This window comes from Streptomyces sp. NPDC058375 (assembly GCF_042723425.1).
GTDB lineage: Bacteria > Actinomycetota > Actinomycetes > Streptomycetales > Streptomycetaceae > Streptomyces > Streptomyces durocortorensis.
The window spans coordinates 1-19,116 of sequence record NZ_JBHXJG010000020.1 but is presented as its reverse complement, the minus strand read 5'-3'; the positions used below and the strand labels follow the sequence as shown (position 1 = coordinate 19,116).

15 protein-coding genes and 4 pseudogenes are annotated in these 19,116 nt (G+C 67.4%); 10 read left to right on the top strand and 9 right to left on the bottom strand.

Translation table 11 applies throughout. From position 1 onward, the window contains the following. Window positions 1-4: 4 nt before the first annotated feature. The 7 genes and pseudogenes from ACFWM7_RS05765 to ACFWM7_RS05735 all read right to left on the bottom strand — a co-directional run bounded on the left by ACFWM7_RS05765 (window position 5) and on the right by ACFWM7_RS05735 (window position 3,411). Window positions 5-850, bottom strand: coding sequence for an SDR family oxidoreductase (locus ACFWM7_RS05765; RefSeq protein WP_383255485.1), 846 nt, complete (start codon window positions 848-850; stop codon window positions 5-7). 93 nt (window positions 851-943) lie between these two features. Then, window positions 944-1,336, bottom strand: a complete 393-nt coding sequence (locus tag ACFWM7_RS05760; protein ID WP_383255483.1) for a heme-binding protein — start codon at window positions 1,334-1,336, stop codon at window positions 944-946. A gap of 191 nt (window positions 1,337-1,527) precedes the next feature. Further along, window positions 1,528-1,858: pseudogene (locus ACFWM7_RS05755) on the bottom strand (site-specific integrase); the annotation flags it as partial. A 25-nt stretch (window positions 1,859-1,883) separates the two neighbouring features. Further along, a pseudogene (locus ACFWM7_RS05750) lies at window positions 1,884-2,099 on the bottom strand (transposase); the annotation flags it as partial. Window positions 2,100-2,166: 67 nt separating this feature from the next. Further along, window positions 2,167-2,337 carry a hypothetical protein gene (locus tag ACFWM7_RS05745; RefSeq protein WP_383255481.1) on the bottom strand — a complete coding sequence of 57 codons (171 nt, stop codon included), beginning with the start codon at window positions 2,335-2,337 and terminating at the stop codon, window positions 2,167-2,169. A 50-nt stretch (window positions 2,338-2,387) separates the two neighbouring features. Further along, entirely contained in the window at window positions 2,388-2,519 is a 132-nt protein-coding gene (locus tag ACFWM7_RS05740; RefSeq protein ID WP_383255478.1) for a hypothetical protein, read from the bottom strand. A 292-nt stretch (window positions 2,520-2,811) separates the two neighbouring features. Next, a complete protein-coding gene (locus ACFWM7_RS05735) occupies window positions 2,812-3,411 on the bottom strand; it encodes a TetR/AcrR family transcriptional regulator (protein WP_383255533.1) in 600 nt (199 codons plus the stop codon). A 97-nt stretch (window positions 3,412-3,508) separates the two neighbouring features. Here ACFWM7_RS05735 and ACFWM7_RS05730 point away from each other — a divergent pair, with 97 nt between their 5' ends. The 3 genes from ACFWM7_RS05730 to ACFWM7_RS05720 all read left to right on the top strand — a co-directional run bounded on the left by ACFWM7_RS05730 (window position 3,509) and on the right by ACFWM7_RS05720 (window position 6,317). Beyond that, window positions 3,509-4,537 carry a zinc-binding dehydrogenase gene (locus ACFWM7_RS05730; RefSeq protein WP_383255476.1) on the top strand — a complete coding sequence of 343 codons (1,029 nt, stop codon included), beginning with the start codon at window positions 3,509-3,511 and terminating at the stop codon, window positions 4,535-4,537. Then, window positions 4,537-5,139 (top strand): NADPH-dependent F420 reductase, encoded by a 603-nt coding sequence (locus tag ACFWM7_RS05725; protein WP_383255475.1) that lies wholly within the window; start codon window positions 4,537-4,539, stop codon window positions 5,137-5,139. Before ACFWM7_RS05730 ends, ACFWM7_RS05725 begins: the two co-directional genes overlap by 1 nt. Before the next feature lie 65 nt (window positions 5,140-5,204). After that, window positions 5,205-6,317, top strand: coding sequence for an alkene reductase (locus ACFWM7_RS05720; RefSeq protein WP_383255472.1), 1,113 nt, complete (start codon window positions 5,205-5,207; stop codon window positions 6,315-6,317). Window positions 6,318-6,480: 163 nt separating this feature from the next. Here the strand turns inward: ACFWM7_RS05720 and ACFWM7_RS05715 are convergent. Further along, a pseudogene (locus tag ACFWM7_RS05715) lies at window positions 6,481-6,832 on the bottom strand (transposase); the annotation flags it as partial. Window positions 6,833-6,864: 32 nt separating this feature from the next. On the opposite strand from ACFWM7_RS05715, the pseudogene ACFWM7_RS05710 reads away from it, so the two are divergent. After that, a pseudogene (locus ACFWM7_RS05710) lies at window positions 6,865-7,002 on the top strand (histidine kinase dimerization/phospho-acceptor domain-containing protein); the annotation flags it as partial. A 64-nt stretch (window positions 7,003-7,066) separates the two neighbouring features. After that, complete coding sequence (locus ACFWM7_RS05705) at window positions 7,067-7,552, top strand: sensor histidine kinase (protein WP_383255470.1); 486 nt, start codon at window positions 7,067-7,069, stop codon at window positions 7,550-7,552. 31 nt (window positions 7,553-7,583) lie between these two features. Here the strand turns inward: ACFWM7_RS05705 and ACFWM7_RS05700 are convergent, their stop codons facing one another. Then, a complete protein-coding gene (locus tag ACFWM7_RS05700) occupies window positions 7,584-8,570 on the bottom strand; it encodes a LacI family DNA-binding transcriptional regulator (RefSeq protein WP_383255467.1) in 987 nt (328 codons plus the stop codon). Between the two features lie 287 nt (window positions 8,571-8,857). Here ACFWM7_RS05700 and ACFWM7_RS05695 point away from each other — a divergent pair, with 287 nt between their 5' ends. The 5 genes from ACFWM7_RS05695 (at window position 8,858) to ACFWM7_RS05675 (ending at window position 18,991) form a co-directional block, all read left to right on the top strand. After that, complete coding sequence (locus ACFWM7_RS05695) at window positions 8,858-9,784, top strand: carbohydrate ABC transporter permease (RefSeq protein ID WP_383255464.1); 927 nt, start codon at window positions 8,858-8,860, stop codon at window positions 9,782-9,784. Between the two features lie 5 nt (window positions 9,785-9,789). Further along, entirely contained in the window at window positions 9,790-10,749 is a 960-nt protein-coding gene (locus ACFWM7_RS05690; RefSeq protein WP_383255461.1) for a carbohydrate ABC transporter permease, read from the top strand. An 86-nt stretch (window positions 10,750-10,835) separates the two neighbouring features. Continuing rightward, window positions 10,836-12,173 (top strand): ABC transporter substrate-binding protein, encoded by a 1,338-nt coding sequence (locus tag ACFWM7_RS05685; RefSeq protein ID WP_383255459.1) that lies wholly within the window; start codon window positions 10,836-10,838, stop codon window positions 12,171-12,173. A gap of 57 nt (window positions 12,174-12,230) precedes the next feature. Continuing rightward, entirely contained in the window at window positions 12,231-14,309 is a 2,079-nt protein-coding gene (locus tag ACFWM7_RS05680) for a beta-galactosidase (RefSeq protein WP_383255457.1), read from the top strand. 1,016 nt (window positions 14,310-15,325) lie between these two features. Further along, on the top strand, window positions 15,326-18,991 hold the full coding sequence (locus tag ACFWM7_RS05675) for a discoidin domain-containing protein (protein WP_383255455.1): 3,666 nt from the start codon (window positions 15,326-15,328) through the stop codon (window positions 18,989-18,991). The last annotated feature ends 125 nt before the right edge of the window (window positions 18,992-19,116 follow it).

Genomic DNA, 19,116 nt, shown 5'->3' with positions numbered 1-19,116 from the left:
GAAGTCAGTTCCGAATTGGTGTGGCCGGACTGATGTCGTACGCCTTCTGCACGAGGGCGGGGCGGCTGCCGTCGTTGAGCTTCCGGTCCCACAGGGCGTCGACTTGCCGACGGGCCTGTGGCTCCATCTCTTCGGGCAGCAGGTTGCGGTAGCGGCTCTCCTCGCCGAGCAGGACGCGCACCGTGCGCTCGAAGACCGGCTCGGGGTCGTACTGCTCGTGCGGGAAGGCCAGTTCGGCGTAGTCGTAGAGGCGGCCGGCGGGGTCGTCGCGCCATTCCTTCCACGTCTCGAACATGGTGTCGTTGAAGCCGGTCAAGAACGGGCCGGGGTTGATCGTGGCGACCGTGACGCCGAACTCGGCCAGCTCCTGGTCCAGCGCGTCGGCGAACGCCTCCACCGCGTGCTTCGATCCGGCGTAGGCACCGGTGAACGGGTCGACGGTCAGTCCGGCGACCGAGGACATGAAGACGATGCGCCCACTGCGGCGCGCGGCCATCTGACGGGCGATGCCCTGCGTGAGAAGGACGGGCCCGAAGACGTTGACCTCGAACTGCCGGCGCAGCCGTTCCTCAGGGATGTCGGCGGTGGCACCGCCCTCGGAGACCCCGGCGTTGTTGAGGAGGACCTCGATGTCCCAGGACCAGGCGTTCTCGCGGTCGCCGGGGTCGGTGACGTCGAGTTTTTCCACGCGCAGTTCGACGCCCCGCGCCCGCGCCTCGGCGCGCACCGCGCTGACCTGGGCGATGATCTCCACGCCCGCGATCACCTGGTGCCCGGCCGTCGCGAGTCGCAGCGCGACTTCTTTGCCGAAGCCGCTGCCCGCTCCGGTGATGAGAATCGGTCCCGCCATGGTGGTTGAGCCTTCCTGTGCTGGTGTCCGGGCTGTTCCGGGCACCGACCCCCGGATGCCCCCGCCCAGCCGCGGTACCCGCGGCCGGCTTGTCTACAAGGCCGTGGCCGCGGCCCTGGCTACGGCGGTGTCCTGCTCCTGTGAGCCGCCGCTGACCCCGACCGCGCCCACCACCTCTCCATCGGCCCTGAGCGGGACGCCGCCCGCGAAGACCAGCACCCGGCCCAGCCCTGACAGGGCCATGCCCCAGAACTGCCCGCCCGGCTCGGAGTCCCTGGCCAGATCGCCGGTGGCCGACCGGAACAGAACGCTGGTGTGCGCCTTGTCGATGGAGTGCTCGATGCTGCCGAGCTGGGCTCCGTCCATCCGCGCGTGAGCAACCAGGCTGCCGCCCGCGTCCACGACGGCGATGTTGCTGGGGGAGCCGATACGGTCGGCCTCAGTGATACCCGCGTCGATGATCCGGCGGGCATCGCTGAGCCCCACGGTGTGTGTGCTGTGTATACGAGAGACGGTAGATCCTCGAACATCAGGACGCCTTCCGGCAGAATCATCCCGGACTCCCCGACAGGCGAACACATCCGCAGGATGTCGACGCTTCCTTACCTGGCACAACGCCGTCTCCCTGAACGAAACGGCCTCCCGACCCGTTCGCGCGGTACGCCCAGACCGGTGACTCAGCGGCGTCCGTCGCCGGGTGCGAGGAGGCTGGTCGGCTCCGAGATCGCCTCGTGGGACGGCTTGAAGTAGCGGCGGACGTTCTCCGGCTTCTTGTGCCGCGACTTCGCCATCAGGATCAGCAGGGAGGCGCCCTGTACACCGAGCGCCCTGTACACGGAGCTCGGTCAGCCCCGAGTGGCGGTACTCATGCGGATCCCAGCCGGCCCCCGGCCCGCGTACGGCGGTGTACTCGTCCAGCAGAGCGCGGGCCTGGCCGTAGGAAAGGCGGGCCACGCCCGTGTCCGGACACACGTCGCGCGGGCTGGCGACCTTCCCCGAGCCGGGGCGGCCTCCTGCCCCGACTGCTCAAGGGATGGACGAGAGTGGCCAGGAGCCGGTCGACGAACACCAGCCGGTGCTTCGCGCCTGCGCCCACCGCCCGTTTCCGCGGCCGGGAGGTGAGCCAGGGCTGGTGACGTCCAGGCCACAACGGACCGATCTCAGATGCGAGCTCAGCAATCACGTCAAAAGACAAGCCCGTGATCCTCCGCTCGCTGATGATCGCTGCACGAGACGCGTTCCCCACCACATGACCATGATCGACGATCAGGAGTCTCGACGTCTCACCGCTTACCCTGCACGAGCTCGTCAGCACTTCACGGTGGACAGCACTTCCCCGGTGCGCGGGTGGCGGGCGCGGTGAGGTCCATGCCGGACAACGCGCCGTTGTGGATGCGCGGGGCGAGGCGGTCGCGGTGCAGGATGTCGAGCACGTTGAGGGTGTGCCCGGTGCCACGCACGAGCCGGAACATCTCGGAGATGTGCACGGTGCCGCCCGGCCGCGCGTAGGGCGGCAGCTCGCCGAACTTCGGGCGCTTCAGCGGGTGGAAGTGCCGGGCTCCTCCTCGAAGACGACCGGGTCTTCGATCCCGGCCTGGGCCAGGACGAGGTTCTGGCCGTCGGCCGACTGCTGGTCGGCCGACACAAGCTTGTAGAGGAGATTAGCCACGCTGTCCCTCGCTTCTGCCGCTTCGTCGGACCTCGGGCGTCATCTGACCCTGTTGTCAACCGCCATCGGATCTCATTGGATCTGACCCGTCGCCAGGCCCCGGAAAGTCCGGGTTCATTGGATGCTCGCCGAGGCTGTCGTCAAACGATTTGGCCGACAGGGCGGCGCAGCTTGTTCCATCCGCCCGCTGTCAACTCGGGTGGTGCCAGGAGGACGAAGTCCCGGCAAGCTGACGTGACCGTGCGGCTCGCCGCCGGACGGGACGACGCAGGGACGGCGGGTGCGAAGCCGGTCAGCCGAGAAGGTGGGCGCGGCAGGTCCGCAGAATCTCGTCGGACAGTTCGGGCTGGACGTGGCTCACGGCGCGGGCGAGGGCCATCGCCCCTACGAGTCGGCTGAGCAGCAGTACCGCGCCCTCCCGCGCCTCCTGTGAGGTGATCTCCCCTTCGCGCTCGCGGGCGAACTCCTCGGCGAAACGGGTGAGGTACCCCTCCACGCCGGCCGCGTAGGCGCTCTGGACCGTGTCGCTGTGCCGTCCGGCGTCGATGACCAGGGAGGCGGAGGGACAGCCGCCGTCCGAGGCATCGCGGTGGGCGGCCGAAAGATAGTTGTCCACCACTCGCTTCAGTGGTGGGCCGGCGAGATCGGCGCCTTCCTCAAGGATCTGCTCCAGGGAGCCCAGAGAGGCATTGAACGAGGCGCCGCACGCCTCGGCGGCCAGATCGTCTTTGGACGCGAAGTGGTTGTAGAAGCCGCCGTGGGTCAGGCCCGCTTCTTTCATCAGTTCGGCGATGCCTACGGCATCGACGCCCTGCGAGCGGAACATGCGCCCGGCTGCCTCGACGATGTTCTGCCGGTTCCTGGCCTTGTCTTCCCTGGTGATCCGCGGCATGGCCGCCCTCCTGTGTCGGCAGCGTTTGACGTTTTCGATGTTACCCCTCATCATTATTTTAATGATGAACATCATCAAAGAGTGAGTGGAGGCGCCTATGCGCACCGTCGAGCACACGCGGCAAGGGGAAGCCGCACAGGTACTGACGCTGAGGGAGGAGACCCGCCGGCCGACTCCCGGCAGCGGAGAGGTTCTGGTCCGCATGCTGGTCCGGCCCATCCATCCGGGGGACCTGATCGGTGTGGAGGGCCTGCCGGGGCGGCCCGAACAGCAGCCGGGGGCCCGGACCCCCGGAGTGGAGGGAATGGGCATCGTCGAGAGTGTCGCAGCGGACGTCCGCACACTGCGCCCGGGGCAGCGGGTCGCGGTTTTCCCGGCGCCGGGAACGTGGAGCGACTTCGTCGTGGTCCCAGCCGATCTGGCAGTGCCGGTGCCGGACGGGGTCAGCGACGAGACCGCAGCTCTGATGCTGGTCAACCCGCTGACGCTGTGCATGCTGTATCGCGCGATGGAGAAGGCCCTGGGCGGGCAGACGGGTCCGGTTCTTCAGACCGCCGCCGGCTCGTCCATCGGCAGGTTGGTCGGCGCAGCCGCGGTCCGGCACGACCTGCAGTTGATCAACCTCGTGCGCAGCACCTCCGGTGCCGAGAAGATGCGGACGTTGTACCCCTCCCAGCCCACGATCGCGACATGCGACGACGACTGGCGGGAACAGGTCCGCCGCCATGCCGGCGAGCGGGGCGTCCAGGTGGTCCTCGACTGTGTCGGCGGATCCATGACCCCGGACCTCGCCGAACTGCTCGCCGACGGCGGAACTCTGATCTCCTACGGACATCTGAGTTCCGGCACGACATCGTTGGAGGCGCTGCCTCTCATGGCGCGGGAGCTGACGGTGCGGGGAGTGTCGATACTGCGCTGGCTGAGCCGCACCCCCAGGGAGCGGGCTGAGGATGTCGCCTTCGCCCAGGACCTGGCGCAGAACACGCCGGACCTGCTGGAAGTCGCGGCCGGCTACGACCTCGCCGACTTCAAGGCGGCCATCGAGCATGCCCGGCGCCCGGCCAAGAGCGGAACCGTCCTGCTCACCACACCGCGGACGGCCGACTCCGGACACGGGGCCGCCTGATGAAGATCGGAATGCTCGGAGCCGGGGCAATCGCCCAGGCCATCGCCCGGCATGCGATCCGTCACGGCCACGAGGTCGTGCTCAGCAACAGCCGAGGACCTGCCTCCCTGGCCCCTCTGGGCAAGGACCTCGGCGCGCTCGCGGCAGCCGCGTCTCCTGCGGAGGCCGCCGCCGCTGACCTCGTCGTGCTCGCGGTTCCCTGGCCGCAGATCCCTGACGCCGTCGCCGGGCTCCCTCGCCTGGACAGAACCATCGTCGTCGACGCCACCAACCAGTTCGCCTCCCTTTCCCCGAAACCGGAGATCGCCGACCTGGGCGACTTCACCGGCAGCGAATACGTGGCCTCCCTGCTTCCCGGCGCACGCGTGGTCAAGGCATTCAACGCCCTCTACGCGCAGTTCATCGCACCCGAGCCATGCCACGAGGCGGGGCGGCAGGTGCTGTTCCTCGCAGGCGACGACGCCGACGCCAAGGACACCGTGAAAGACCTGACCTCCGAGTTCGGCTTCGCCCCCGTCGACCTCGGAACGCTGCGCGAGGGAGGACGCCTCATCCAGCTCGGCGGCCCCCTGTCCGCCCTCCACGCTCTCAAGCAGGACTGATCCCACCGACCCGCTCGTGCTCCTCGTGTCCGCGCGGAGCGCCTCCCATCACGAAAGAGATGTTCATGTCCGACCTGACCTCAGTACCCGGCACCCAGCCCCTCCTGCAGCCTGTTCGACTGGGCGCGCTCAAGCTGCCCAACCGCGTCGTCATGGCTCCCATGACGCGCTCGCGGGCCGACAACGAGGATCTGGCCCCCACGGACCTGCACGCCACGTACTACACGCAGCGCGCCGGCGCTGGCCTGATCATCAGCGAAGGGACCTGGGTCAGCACGGACGCGATCGGCTTCATCAACGTCCCAGGCATCTACACCGGCGCCCAGACCGCCGGCTGGATCAAGGTCACCGAAGCTGTGCACTCCGCGGGAGGCAGGATCGTCTCGCAACTCGGCCACGCCGGCGCCGCCTCTCACCCGGATCACCACGGCGGCAGGATCCCCGCCGGGCCTTCAGCGATCAATCCCCACGAGATGTCTTACACCTCCGACGGCCCGAAGAACTCTCTCACCCCGCGCGCCCTGAGCGCCGCGGAGATCGCCACCACGATCGGCGCCTACAGGGAGGCAGCCGCCAACGCCCTACGCGCCGGATTCGACGGCCTGGAGATCCACGCGCAGGTATCCCATCTCGTGGCCCAGTTCCTCAACCCTCGCCTCAACCAGCGCACCGACGCCTACGGCGGCAGCAGTGAAAAGCGGGCCCAGTTCCTCCTCGACGTCGTGGACGCCGTCAGCAGCGTGTGGGGAAGCGACCGCATCGGCATCAAACTCTCCCCCTACTGGAACAGCGGGACCGCCTTCATCGCGGACGCCGAGATGCTGGACGAGTACGACCACCTCCTCAAGCGCCTCAACGGCAGCAACCTGGCCTACCTCCACCTCCTCGGCCCGGAACCCGACACAGGAACCGACACCCTCACCGCTTTCACTCGCTACCGCGCCCACTACCACGGCGCCGTCATCGCCAACCTCGGCTTCACGCAAGCGCGCGGCAACGAACTGCTCGAACGGCAACTGGCCGACGCGGTTTCCTTCGGCGCCCCCTTCATCGCCAATCCAGACCTCGTCGATCGATTCACCCACGGCCACCCTCTCGCCGCCGACAACCGCGACACGCACTTCGCGGGTGGCGCGGAGGGATACACGGACTACCCCACAGTGTCCGGCTCCTACTAGCCTCGATCTTTCGTGAGGGGCTGCCGACGGGGCGGAGTCGGCGGGCCCTTTCGCTTTCGAGAGCTGATGGTGGGCAGGCCGGCGGCCCGGCTGTCGCGGCGGGTGGGCACCGGGTTCCGCTGCCGGGGCGGGTGGTGCTGTCGCAGGGGTGGTGCGTTGCTGGTCAGCCGGGATCGGGCAGGAGCGCGAGCCGTTCAAGGGCTGCGGTGATCTCGCCGGTCCAAGGCCAGTGCCGGCGAGGCGGAGGATGCGGCGCCGGCCGGAGGTGACGAGCAGGCCTTTTGCGGAGAACCGTCGGAACCGCAGGCGGCGCGGTTCCCAGAGCCTCGCCCGGCCGGTGAGGGCGAGCATGGGCATTCAGGCCAGCAGGTCCAGCGCGATCTGGACTATCTCCAGCCAGACCCGGTTCTGGGGGTGTGGTGCAGGGGCAGATTGCGCAGGCTGGTGGCCCGGGCGGCCCGGATCTGGTCTTCGGCGCGTGCCCGGAGCCGGTGACGCAGTTCGAGCACAGGCCGCTCTCACGGCACGCGAGTCGTCCGAGGAACGTATGCGTCAGTTCGTCGCGGACGCGTCCCACGAACTGCGTACCCCGTTGCAATCCCTGCGGGGCTATGCCGAGCTCTACCAGCACGGGGCCCTGCCAGACGCCGCCGCGGTCGATACCGCCCTGGAACGCATGGCCTCGGAGATCCAGCGCAGGACGCGGCTGGTCGAGTCCCTTCTCATGCTGGCGCGCTTCGACGAGGAGGATGAAACGGAACTGGAACCCGTCGATCTCAGCCGTGTGGTTGCCGAGTCCTGTCTGGATGCCGCAGCCGTGGAACCGGACCGCCCCTGCAGCGTCCGCGTCCAGGAAGGCGTCACCGTTCTGGGCGACGAGGCTCAGCTCCGCAGTCTGGTGGCCAACCTTCTGGGAAACATCCGTATGCACCACAGCCCCGGACGCCCCGTGCGGCATCGAGCTGAGCGCCACCCGGGACGCGGTGGTGCTCAGGGTCGAAGACCGGGGGCCGGGCACCCCGCCGGAATCCCAGGGGTATGTATTCGACCGGTTCTACCGGGCGGACAAAGGCCGCAGCCGTGCGGTCGGGGACACCGGTCTGGGCCTGTCCATCGTCTCCGCTGTAGCCGAGCTCCATCATGCGCGGGTACGCCTGGACAGCGTGCCAGGCCGCGGCACCCTGATCGAGATCACTTTTCCGCCCGGCGGGCGGACGGGGCCCGGGAGCCGCTGACCCGCTCCGTGCGCCGGAGCCTTTCGTGTGGCTACCGGGGCGGCGGGGCCGTGCTGTCCCGTATCACGAGCCGGGTCGGGACGATGGTGGTGCCATGCTCCGGTGTGCTCTCCCGCACATGGTGCAGAACACCCTCCACACAGCGGCGGCCCACCTCCGCGAAGTCCTGGTGGACGGTGGTCAGCGGAGGCTGAAACGAGCTGGCCTCGGAGATGTCGTCGAAGCCGACGACCGAAACATCCTCGGGGACTTTGCGTCCGCGCTCGTTGAGGGCGCGCAGCAGCCCCAGCGCCATCTGGTCGTTGGCGGCGAACACGGCGGTGCAGTCGGCTTCGTCGGCGATGCGCAGGCCCGCGCGGTAGCCGGACTCCGCCGACCAGTCTCCGCGTACGAGGGGTGGCGGCACGCGCCCCTCTTCCTGGAGCGCCGTGCGCCACGCGTCCGAGCGGCGCTGGGCGGCATAGGACTCTTCGGGGCCTGCCAGGTGCCAGACGGTGCGATGCCCCAGACCGAGAAGATGGTTGACGACATCGCGGGTGCCGCCGGCTTGGTCGGTGTCGACGACCGTGTAACGGTCTCCGGCGTCGGAGTCCGCGACGACCACCTTCACATGGGGCGGCAAGGACAGCTCCGCCTTGTCGAGGAGGTGCACCTCCATAATCACGATGGCCGCGTCGATAGCGAGTTCGCCGAGGCGTGAGAAGGCGCCGCGCACCTCGTCCTGGGTGGGGACGGCGACCGGGATGAGTGTCACCGCGTACCCCTCTTGCGCGGCCGAGGTGGCGATGGCTTCGAGGGTGCGGACGTTGCCTGTCGTGGCGAGGGTGAAGGTGATCACGCCGATGGTGCGGAACTCGCCGCGCTTGAGTGCCCGGGCGGCACTGTTGGGGCGGTAGCCGAGTTCCTTCATCACGGCGAGGACCAGTTGGCGGGTCTCCTCGTTGACCCCCGGGAAGCCGTTGGAGACACGGGAGACCGTCTGCGAGGAGACGCCCGCGGTCCGGGCGACGTCTGCCATGGACACGGTCCTGCGACGACGCGGGGCGCGATCCGCGTGGATCGGCCTCGTAAGGCGCTTACCCGCTGCCGTGAGATCTGCCTCTGTTCCGTCCACCGTCTCCCTCATCAACCGTCGCTTCGTGAACGACCCTTGACCGCTCATCTAGGGGCAGTGTAGACATGCCGCCATCGAATGTTTACGTAAACATAACGCCTGGGCGGCGAGCGGTCGAGCCGGTTCACCGGCCTGCAACGTTTACGTGAATCTCCTTTTCGATTCGGCGAAGGACGAGCGAGGGACGCGAGATGGCGACGCTTCAACTGCCGACGGCCGCCGGGAGCCGTCGGGTCGGACCACCGGGGCGACGATCGCGGCGCTCCTGGGCGGGCTGGGGATTCATCGGCCCCTTCGTGCTGGTCTTCGTGCTCGTTTTCCTGGCGCCGCTGCTGTACTCGGTCTATCTGAGTCTGTTCCGGACGCAGCTGATCGGGGGCACCACCTTCGTGGGCCTCGACAACTACCAACAGGCTCTGCAAGACAGCGAGTTCTGGGGCAGCGTCATCCGGGTCGGTCTGTTCCTGCTGATCCAGGTGCCGATCATGCTCGGCATCGCCCTGCTGGTCGCCCTGGCGATCGACAGCGGCCGCCTGTACGGCAAGGACTTCTTCCGGATCGCCGTATTCCTGCCGTACGCCGTGCCCGCGGTCGTCGCAACCCTGATGTGGGGCTTCATGTACGGGCCGCGTTTCGGACTGATCGGGGACATCAACGATGCCTTCGGCACGCAGTTGCCGGACCCGCTCTCCTCGGACCTCATCCTGGCGTCGATCGGCAACATCGTCACCTGGGAGTTCGTCGGCTACAACATGCTGATCTTCTACGCCGCGCTCCGTGTCATCCCGCACTCGCTCTACGAGGCGGCGGAGATCGACGGCGCCGGCCAGTGGCGGGTCATCTCGGCGATCAAGCTTCCGGCCATCCGCGGCGCCCTCGTCATCGCGACGATCTTCTCGATCATCGGTAGTTTCCAGCTCTTCAACGAGCCGGCGATCCTCCAGAAGCTCGCGCCGAACGCGATCACCACCGACTACACCCCGAACTACTACACGTACTCGCTGTCCTTCTCCGGACAGCAGCACAACTACTCCGCGACCGTCGCCATCGTCATGGGCGTGATCACGATGGTCGTCGCCTATGTCGTCCAGCTGCGCGGCATGCGCAAGGAAGCGTGAGAGTGATGACGGTGAGCAGTACTCGGGACACGGTGCCGCCGACTGCCGAGGCCCGGTCCATCGAGGTGTCGACGGCCGGCGCCCCCCGGCTCCGCCCTCCCCGTCGGCGGCAGACCCGAGGCCGCCCGCGCCGCAGCGTTCTGCTGACCGCGCTCACCGGCGTCGTCGCGCTCTACAGCCTCGTACCGCTGGTTTGGCTGCTGATCAGTGCCACCAAAACGCAGCAGGGTCTGTCAGGTTCGTTCGGGCTGTGGTTCGACAGTGACCTCGCACTGTGGGACAACGTGCGCCAGACCTTCACATACCAGGACGGGGTATTCGGCCGCTGGCTGCTGAACACCTTGTTGTACGTGGTGGTGGGTGCCGGCGGCGCCACTTTCCTGGCCGTACTCGGCGGGTACGCCCTCGCCAAGTTCCGGTTTCCCGGCAAGCGCGCTGTGTTCGCCGTCGTCATCGGAGCAGTCGCCGTGCCCACCACGGCACTTGCCGTTCCGACTTTCCTCATGTTCAGCAAGATCGGGCTGACCGACACCCCGTGGGCCGTCATCATCCCCTCGCTCATCTCTCCCTTCGGCCTGTACCTGATGTGGGTGTTCGCGACCGAGGCGATCCCCACCGAACTGATGGAAGCTGCCCGAATCGACGGCGCGAGCGAGCTGCGTACCTTCTTCCAGGTCGCCCTGCCTCTGCTCGCCCCCGGCACGGTCACGGTGCTGCTGTTCACCACGGTCGCGACGTGGAACAACTACTTTCTTCCGCTGATCATGCTGAAGGACCCCGACTGGTACCCGCTCACCCTCGGCCTCGACGCCTGGAACAAGCAGGCGGCGACAGCCGGCGGTGAAGCCGTCTTCAACCTGGTCGTCACCGGCTCGCTCCTCACGATCGTGCCGCTGATCGCCGCCTTTCTGCTGCTCCAGAGGTACTGGCAGTCCGGACTCTCCGCCGGCAGCGTCAAGGAGTAGCCATACCGGAGCGTCGCCCCGCGGCGCTCCTCGCCTTCCTTTCGTACGTAAGTCCTGTCGAACCACGAAGAAGTGGAAGTACCGTGATGTCCCAGCACTCCCGCCGCCTGCTGCGCGGCTTCGGTCTCGTCTGCGCCCTGGCCCTGGCAGCGACCGCCTGCGGCGGCTCCGACGACGACTCCGGTCAGAAGAAGATAGGCGCCGCGGACCTCCAGGCCGCACTGAAGAAGGGCGGCACCGTCACCGTGTGGGCGTGGGAACCCACGCTGAAGCAGGTCGCCGCCGACTTCGAGAAGAAGTACCCCGAGGTCGACATCGAGCTAGTCAACGCGGGCACGGGCAACGACCAGTACAAGGGGCTGCAGAACGCCATCTCGGCGAAGAAGGGCGTTCCCGATGTCGCACAGCTGGAGTACTACGCGCTTGGGCAGTACGCGCTGACGAAGGAGATCACCGATCTCACGCCCTACGGCGCAGGCAAGCTGGAAGGCTCCTACTCGCCCGGCCCCTGGAACTCGGTGAAGTTCGACGACGGAATCTACGGCCTGCCGATGGACTCCGGGCCCATGGCTCTCTTCTACAACAAGAAGGTCTTCGACAAGCACGGGATCGCGGTGCCCACGACGTGGGACGAGTACGTCGAGGCCGGCCGTAAGCTGCACAAGGCCGATCCGAAGGCGTACATCACCAGCGACGTCGGCGACGCTGGGCTGACGACCAGCCTGCTCTGGCAGGCCGGCTCGCACCCTTACAAGGTCGACGGCACGGAGGTCGGCATCGACTTCACCGACGCGGGTGCCAAGAAGTACACAGCCACCTGGCAGAAGCTGATCGACGAGAAGCTCCTCTCGCCCATCGCCGGCTGGAGCGACGACTGGTACAAGGGCTTGGGAGACGGCACGATCGCTACTCTGCCCATCGGAGCCTGGATGCCCGCCAACTTTGCCTCCGGAGTGAAGGACGCCGCCGGTGACTGGCGCGTGGCCCCGCTGCCGCAGTGGGAGAAGGGCAAAAGCGCGAGTTCCGAGAACGGCGGCAGCTCACTGGCCGTGCCCGCGCTCGGTAAGAACAAGGAGCTGGCTTACGCCTTCGTCGAGTACGCGAACTCGGGCCCCGGCGTGCAGACCCGCATCAAGAACGGCGCGTTCCCCGCGACGGCGAAGGACCTGAACTCCCAGGCGTTCCAGGACACCGAGTTCCCGTACTTCGGCGGCCAGAAGGCCAACAAGATCTTCGCCGACTCGGCGAAGGGTGTGCCGGCCGGGTGGAAGTACCTGCCGTACCAGGTGTACGCCAACTCGATCTTCAACGACACCGTCGGCAAGGCGTACGTCTCCGGCGCCACGCTGCCCGAGGGCCTGAAGGCGTGGCGGGACAAGTCTCTCGATTACGGCCAGAAGCAAGGCTTCACCGTCCAGAAGTAGCACACCCGAGGGCTCTCGATCCTCCCTTCTTGACCACCGGCCCGAGGAAGGACCTGCATGACCTCCCCCCGCACCTCCCGGATCCCCTACCCGAAGGACGGCGACGGTGCCCGGCGCCTCGTCTACGGCGCCGACTACAACCCCGAGCAGTGGCCGCGGGAGGTGTGGGAGGAGGACATCCGGCTGATGCGCCAGGCAGGGGTCAACCTCGTCTCGCTGGCGATCTTCTCCTGGGCGAGGCTTCAACCCACCGCGGACACATGGGATTTCGACTGGCTCGACGAGGTGATGGGCCTGCTCCACGCGGGCGGGATCGGTGTCGACCTCGCGACCGCCACGGCCTCGCCGCCGCCGTGGCTCACCACCGCGCACCCCGAGATCCTTCCGGTGACCGCCTCCGGCGAGACGCTGTGGCCAGGTGCACGACAGCACTGGCGGCCCACCTCACCCGTCTTCCGGGAACACGCGCTGCGCCTGGTACGAGAGATGGCGACGCGCTATGCCGACCACCCGGCTCTCGTGGCCTGGCACGTCAACAACGAACTGGGCTGCCACAACATCTACGACTACTCCGACGATGCCGCCCACGCCTTCCGCGGCTGGCTGCGCCGCAGGTACACCACGCTCGACGCTCTCAACAACGCCTGGGGCACGGACTTCTGGTCCCAGCGCTACAGCGCCTGGGACCAGATCCTGCCACCTCGCCTCGCTGCCTCTCATCCCAACCCGACGCAGCAGCTCGATTTCAAACGCTTCTCCTCCGACGCTCTGAAAGACCATCTGCTCGCCGAGCGCGAGGTACTGACCGAGATCACCCCGAATACCCCCGTCACGAGCAACTTCATGGTGATGAGCGGGATCAAGGGCATGAACTACGCGGACTGGGCCGGTGCTGTCGATTTTGTTTCGAACGACCACTACACGGTCCTTGGCCCGCGAAACCGTGACGAGCTGTCCTTCTGCGCCAATCTGACCAGCGGCATCGCGGGTCACCGCCCGTGGTTCTTGATGGAGCACTCCACCAGCGCCGTGAACTGGCAGCCCGTCAACCTGCCCAAGAATCCCGGAGATCTGGGTCGCGACTCGCTGCTGCACGTGGCGCACGGCGCCGACGCCGTGTGCTTCTTCCAATGGCGCCAGTCCGCGGCAGGCGCGGAGAAGTACCACTCGGCGATGGTGCCCCACGCCGGTGAGGACAGCGAACTCTTCCGCGACGTCGTCGCGTTGGGGCACACGCTGGATGTGCTGGCACCGCTTGCCGGGAGTGAGCGTGAGCCTGCTCGCGTGGCGATCCTGTTCGACTGGGACTCCTGGTGGGCCAGCGAACAGGATTCCCATCCCACGTCCCTTCTCGACTACCACCGTGAGGCCCTCGACTGGTATGCGGCCCTGATGCGCCTGGGCATCCGTGCCGACGTGGTTCCCGCGCAGACGACCGACCTGAACCCGTACGACGTGGTGATCGCGCCCGTCCTGCATGTGGTGGCGCAGCCGCTCGCCAAGGAGCTCACCCGGTACGTCGAGGGCGGCGGCCACCTGGTCACCACCTACTTCTCCGCGATCGTCGACGAGAACGACCACGTCTGGCTCGGCGGCTATCCCGGTGCCTTGCGCGACCTGCTCGGCATTCGCATCGAGGAGTTCGGACCCCTGCTCGACGGCGACACCGTCGACCTCGACAACGACACGGCCGGCAGCCTGTGGACCGACCGCATCAGCATCGATGCCACCGACGTGGAGACTCTGGTCCACTATCGCACCGGGACCTATGCGTCACGCCCGGCGGTCACCCGCCGCGCAACCGGCCGAGGAACGGCCGCGTACGTCTCCACCCGCCTCGGGATCGAGGGCCTGGCCGCTCTGCTGCCACGGCTGCTGGCCCCGTCAGGCGTGGCGAGCGACTTGCCCGAGGCAGCGCGGGGCATGGTCGAACACGTCGTACGCCGGGACAGCGACAGCCGCTATCTGTTCTTCGTGAACCGCGGTGACGCGCCGGCTCCCCTTCCTGGCCTGTCGGGGGAGGTGCTCATAGGGCCGTCGGCCGGTGACGGGTTCACCCTGCCGCCTGGGGGAGCCGCCGTTCTGCGGCAGCCGCTTCCGCAGGAGACGCTTCCGCCTGCCGATCGGAGTGTCTGAAGCCGCCCGCGGGGCCGGAGCCGTCAGCTCGTTCACTGTCCGGGCGGCGGGCGGCGGCTCCTTTCGACCGGCCCGGTACCGGCGCACCGCTTCGTGAGTCTTACCGGACGCAGAATTAGCGAGAGCAAAAGGGGCCTGGTGTGCCACCCGGGCCCTTCACGGCGTGCCCGGGTGCGTAAAGCAGGTGAGCCGTGGCGGGTTGGCCGTGCATGCCGGGCCGCGTCCGCCGGATGCTCCGGGCCGCGTCCGTCGGCATGCCCCGGGGCGCCCGAGCGGTACAACCAGGGCCTGATGTCGTAGATGATCAGGTTCCAACATCTTCCACCAGTGGAGCGCGCCGAAGACGTCTCGCTCGGCGCGGGCGCGGCGTGCCCTCCCGGCAATGCGTCAAGCCGCTCCTGGGGGTGGCGCACCACCTCTTGCCGCCCTGACGGCGCCTCTGGCGGTCGGCGGTCGACCGGGCTCGTGAGCCGGGTATGCGTAAGCCTTCGCCGTTGCTGAGCAGGAGGAGGTGATCGCCCGGCCTGGCTGGATCGTGGGCCGTGCCGCCGAAGTGGACCGGCTCGCAAGGGAGCTGATGACCCGTCGGCCGAGGTGGCCCCTCACCTGCGAAGGTTCCCCGCAATCACGCAACAGTCAACAGATTCCCACAGGTTCGAGTGGAGAAAGTCTTGCCGCGCCCATTGCCTAACCCTCCGCCGGTTGGCATCCTCCCTGTCATGTTTGCGTAAACATTTCGGGTCCTGTGTGTGCTGCTCGTAACGCCGACGGTGTCCCGGGTCTACGCATTCCCGTGTGAGACATGCCGGCTCCCGTAACCCACGCGGGAGTCGAAAGCTCTGGAGAGGACCTCGATCCATCATGAGCAACGCAACGAGAGCCGCCGCAGCCTTCGCGGGTGCGGCTTTGCTCGGCACCGTGCGCTCAACGCCGACCCGGGACACGGCCGCCCCTGGTGAGGCGGCGAGTTCGAGCGCTGTGGAACCGCGGCATCGCGGTGGCAAGGAGGAAATCGCATGAGGACCGCTCCTGGAATCAGGGCGAGGCGGAATTCGTCACGCGGCGCCGCCCCCTTCACGGGCGTAGCGCTCGCACTGGCGGTGGCGGTCGCCCTCGCGCCTGCCGCCGTCGCGGCCGACAGCGTGCCGGCGGTAGCCGCCGACGACACGCTGACCGTCGACAACGCGACCGGACTGGCTTCCGACGGAAAGCCGATGGCGGGCCCGGGCCTCGACAACACCGATGTCGATGGCTACTACTACTCGATCGGCGCGACCCAGCTCGATGCCTCGGCAGGCGGTACCAGCCTGGCCCTCTACCGGGGCAAGGACTGGCGCAACAAGTCGCTCCTGAAGGTGATCGCCGACGCCGACACGACTTACACCATGCCCGACGGTACGGTGACGCATCCCCTGGCCAACGCAAAGCTGGAGCGCATCGACTTCGAGCGCGCGCCGAGCGGTAAGTACGTGGTCTGGGTGCACTGGGAGCTCAAGGCCACCTACAGCGCCTCTCAGACGATGGCGCTGGTCGCCGACAAGCCCACCGGTCCCTACAAAGTCGTCGCGACACACGCACGTCCCGGAGCCAGTCTGAACGTCGGAGGCAAGGGCCAGGCGGGGTCGACCGACTTCAAGGACGCGATGGGCGACCGCGTCGGGCAGCTGCGCAAGGACTACGACACCGCAGGCAAGAGCGGTGCGTACGACGGGAGCGCCGAGGCCCCGACCACGGGGAGCGACTACCCGCCGCAGATCTCCACGTTTCCCAAGCCCACCGGCCCCCGCGGCAGTGGCTACGACCCGGACAAGCCCGCGCGCAACAGCGACGACCTGTACGGCTCCTCCGTTCAGGAGGGCACCTGGTGGACCTTCAATTTCAACGACCTGCACGACGACATGACGCTCAAGGCCGGCGCCGTGCGCATGACGCCGTACGACCAATCAGCCTACGAGGATGCCAAGGCCGCCGGGATCAACCCGAGCCCTGGCTCCTACATCGTGCGCTACCCCGCGGCGAAGTCCGACCCCACGAAGGCGGCCGGTATCGCGGCGAAGGGGTACGGCGGTGGCGCCGACGAGGCGTACGACCCGAACCCGAACGACGACACCACGCCGATCGTGGACGAGATGGACCGCTCGGCAGTCGCCAGTGAGACGTACACGTCGGTGGAGGACGACAGCGGCGCGCGTAAAGAGCTCGTCGCGCCCCGGATCGCGCCGCGTGTGGACGAGAACGCCGGTGTCAACAAGGGCAGCAAGTCGGTCGTCGCGAACGACGGCGACCGCGCCTACGTGACCGCGGACCTCGATGTGGACAAGTACCAGGTACTGGTCACCACCGACGGCTCCGACCCCAGGACCAGCGACACGGCCTGGCAATGGGACAACCGCTACAAGGTGCCCGACATCTCGATCACCGACGGCCTGGTGCTCAAGGCGGTGTCCACCGACTTCGACAGGACCCGTTTCTCCGACGTCGCGACCACCAGCTTCTCCCTTGCCAAGGCGGGGAGTGAGGGGGCCGAGGACGTACCGGTGTTCGAGCCGGTCATGAACTTCAAGTCGGGCGACTGGCAGAACAACGACGCCGGCCTCTTCGGCTACGGCGAACTACGCGTCCTGTCGCCGACCTACAACGCCGAGGTCTACTACACGATGGACGGCGCCGACCCGGTACCGGCCCGCTACGGCCAGAACCTCGGCTTCGGCAGCCGCGACTACGCCCTGTATACGGACGAGAAGGAGTTCGGCGGCAACGGCAAGTCGTACCTGATCACAGGCTCGGACCACCTGTACATGCGGGTGTGGGAGCTGAACAAGGACATGACATCCGTCGTGCCGGCCAAGGAATACGACATCAACGTCACAGACCACCGGGAAGCCCCCCAGGCCATCCGGAGTCCCGGCGGCAAGTACGTCTACTTGCTCACCTCCGGCCAGTCCGGCTGGTACAAGAACCAGGCCATGTACAACCGCGCCGCGAGCCTCGCCGGCGGCCTCAGCGCGGAACGTGACGAGTACGGCTACCGTAACGGTGAGAAGACGTGGACGCCGCTGCAGCCCTTCGCCGACAACACGACCTACAGCAGCCAGGTCGGCGGCGTCTGGAACCTGGGGACCAAGGACAAGCCCGTCTACCTCTTCAACGGCAGCCGCTGGGTCGTCAACGACCTCGAGAACTCGACGACGGTATGGCTGCCGCTGACGATCGACGACGAGGCCGAGGGGCCCGGCGCGGCGACCGGAAAGCAGGTGCTGATCGGCAGGGACAAGAACGGCAAGGAGATCACTGCTTCGGCGTACGCACCGGCTCCCGGCAAGCTCACGGTCAAGTACGCCCAGCAGGTCAGCGTCAGCCTGAACAGGGGAACCGTGCAGGCCGGCGACGGCACGGACGAGGCCGTCCGCATCAGCACCGCTGAGGGTGAACTGGGCAAGGTGGACCCCGCCGACCACACACCCCGTGTCATCGACTACCAGAAGCCCGGCGCGTTCTACGAGTGCGACAAGTTCGACCCCAACGGAACCTCCGGCACCACGGACTGGGTGACCTGCCCGGGCGGAGCGCTGGAGAAGCAGGGCATCGTCCACCGCTACGACGTCGGCCAGGCGTTCAACGGTATCGACTCCGACATGGACAACTACGACGGGACCGAACAGGCGTACAAGGGCCGTAACAACAAGTTCTACGTCACCGTCGACCTGGGCGAGCAGCGTGAGCTGACGAACATCGCCTTGTCGTTCAAGACGGTGAGCGGGTCCGACAACGCCCACCGCTACACGATCCTGGGGTCCAACGACAACAAGACCTGGACCACGGCCGTCAACAACAACCAGAACAACTTCCCCGGCTTCCAGGCGCACGACATGACGGGAAAGACCTTCCGCTACATCAAGTTCCAGAACAGCGACAGCTACGACATGATTCACAACGGCGCCGCCGAGTGGGCCCGTGGCCTCTACGAGATGACGATCAGGGCGAAGAAGATCGTCCCGCTCGACGTGACCAAGCTGAAGCCGGCAGTCGAGCAGGCAACCACGCTTTCGGCGATGAGCGACACTTTCACCAAGGAAAGCCTGGCGGCCCTCGCCAAGAAGCTGGCACCGGCCAAGGCGCTCCTTGATGCCCTGCAGACGGAAGGCGAGGCCACCGATCACACGCAGGCCGAGGTCGACAAGGCGACAACCGCCCTCACCGCGGCGATCAAGAACCTGCGGGGCATCGGCGCGGAAGTAACGGTCGACGTCACCAAGTTGGCCCAGGCCATCGAGAACGGAGAGGCCAAGCTCGACAAATCTCACCGGTACACCAAGCAGTCCGTCAAGAGCCTCAAGAGCGCTGTCAAGGCGGGTAAGAAGGCCCTCGCGGCCGCCGACGACCCCGAGACCACCCAGGCGCAGATCAACACAGCCACCAAAGCCATCAAGAAGGCCATCACCGGCCTCGCACCGATCAAGGCCACCGCGCCCGAACTCAACGCGTCAGCGCTGAGGAAAGCCGTCGAACAGGCATCGAAGGTGAACGCCGAGAGCTACACGGCGCGGTCCTGGAAAGTGTTCGACAGCAAGCTCGACAACGCCAGGCGCGTCGCCACCGCGCCCAGGACGCAGCAGCAGGTGACCGAAGCACTCGACCAACTCAGCTTGACAGCTGGTGAACTCGTCGCCCGGACTCGCTGACGTCGCGTAGTCCCTGGACCGAGTGACGGAGCACCCGGCACGCCGGAGGAGCGGTCGTGACCGCGACGGCACTCACCGAATCGGCCGATCAGTGCTCCGTCGCACCAGCCCCGACAGGGCCTGCC

Excerpts from the sequence above, each read along its gene's own strand:
- ACFWM7_RS05765 (WP_383255485.1), bottom strand. The coding sequence starts at position 850 with ATGGCGGGACCGATTCTCATCACCGGAGCGGGCAGCGGCTTCGGCAAA.
- ACFWM7_RS05735 (WP_383255533.1), bottom strand. The coding sequence starts at position 3,411 with ATGCCGCGGATCACCAGGGAAGACAAGGCCAGGAACCGGCAGAACATC.
- ACFWM7_RS05730 (WP_383255476.1), top strand. The coding sequence starts at position 3,509 with ATGCGCACCGTCGAGCACACGCGGCAAGGGGAAGCCGCACAGGTACTG.
- ACFWM7_RS05725 (WP_383255475.1), top strand. The coding sequence starts at position 4,537 with ATGAAGATCGGAATGCTCGGAGCCGGGGCAATCGCCCAGGCCATCGCC.
- ACFWM7_RS05720 (WP_383255472.1), top strand. The coding sequence starts at position 5,205 with ATGTCCGACCTGACCTCAGTACCCGGCACCCAGCCCCTCCTGCAGCCT.
- ACFWM7_RS05705 (WP_383255470.1), top strand. The coding sequence starts at position 7,067 with ATGAAACGGAACTGGAACCCGTCGATCTCAGCCGTGTGGTTGCCGAGT.
- ACFWM7_RS05700 (WP_383255467.1), bottom strand. The coding sequence starts at position 8,570 with ATGGCAGACGTCGCCCGGACCGCGGGCGTCTCCTCGCAGACGGTCTCC.
- ACFWM7_RS05695 (WP_383255464.1), top strand. The coding sequence starts at position 8,858 with ATGGCGACGCTTCAACTGCCGACGGCCGCCGGGAGCCGTCGGGTCGGA.
- ACFWM7_RS05690 (WP_383255461.1), top strand. The coding sequence starts at position 9,790 with ATGACGGTGAGCAGTACTCGGGACACGGTGCCGCCGACTGCCGAGGCC.
- ACFWM7_RS05685 (WP_383255459.1), top strand. The coding sequence starts at position 10,836 with ATGTCCCAGCACTCCCGCCGCCTGCTGCGCGGCTTCGGTCTCGTCTGC.
- ACFWM7_RS05680 (WP_383255457.1), top strand. The coding sequence starts at position 12,231 with ATGACCTCCCCCCGCACCTCCCGGATCCCCTACCCGAAGGACGGCGAC.
- ACFWM7_RS05675 (WP_383255455.1), top strand. The coding sequence starts at position 15,326 with ATGAGGACCGCTCCTGGAATCAGGGCGAGGCGGAATTCGTCACGCGGC.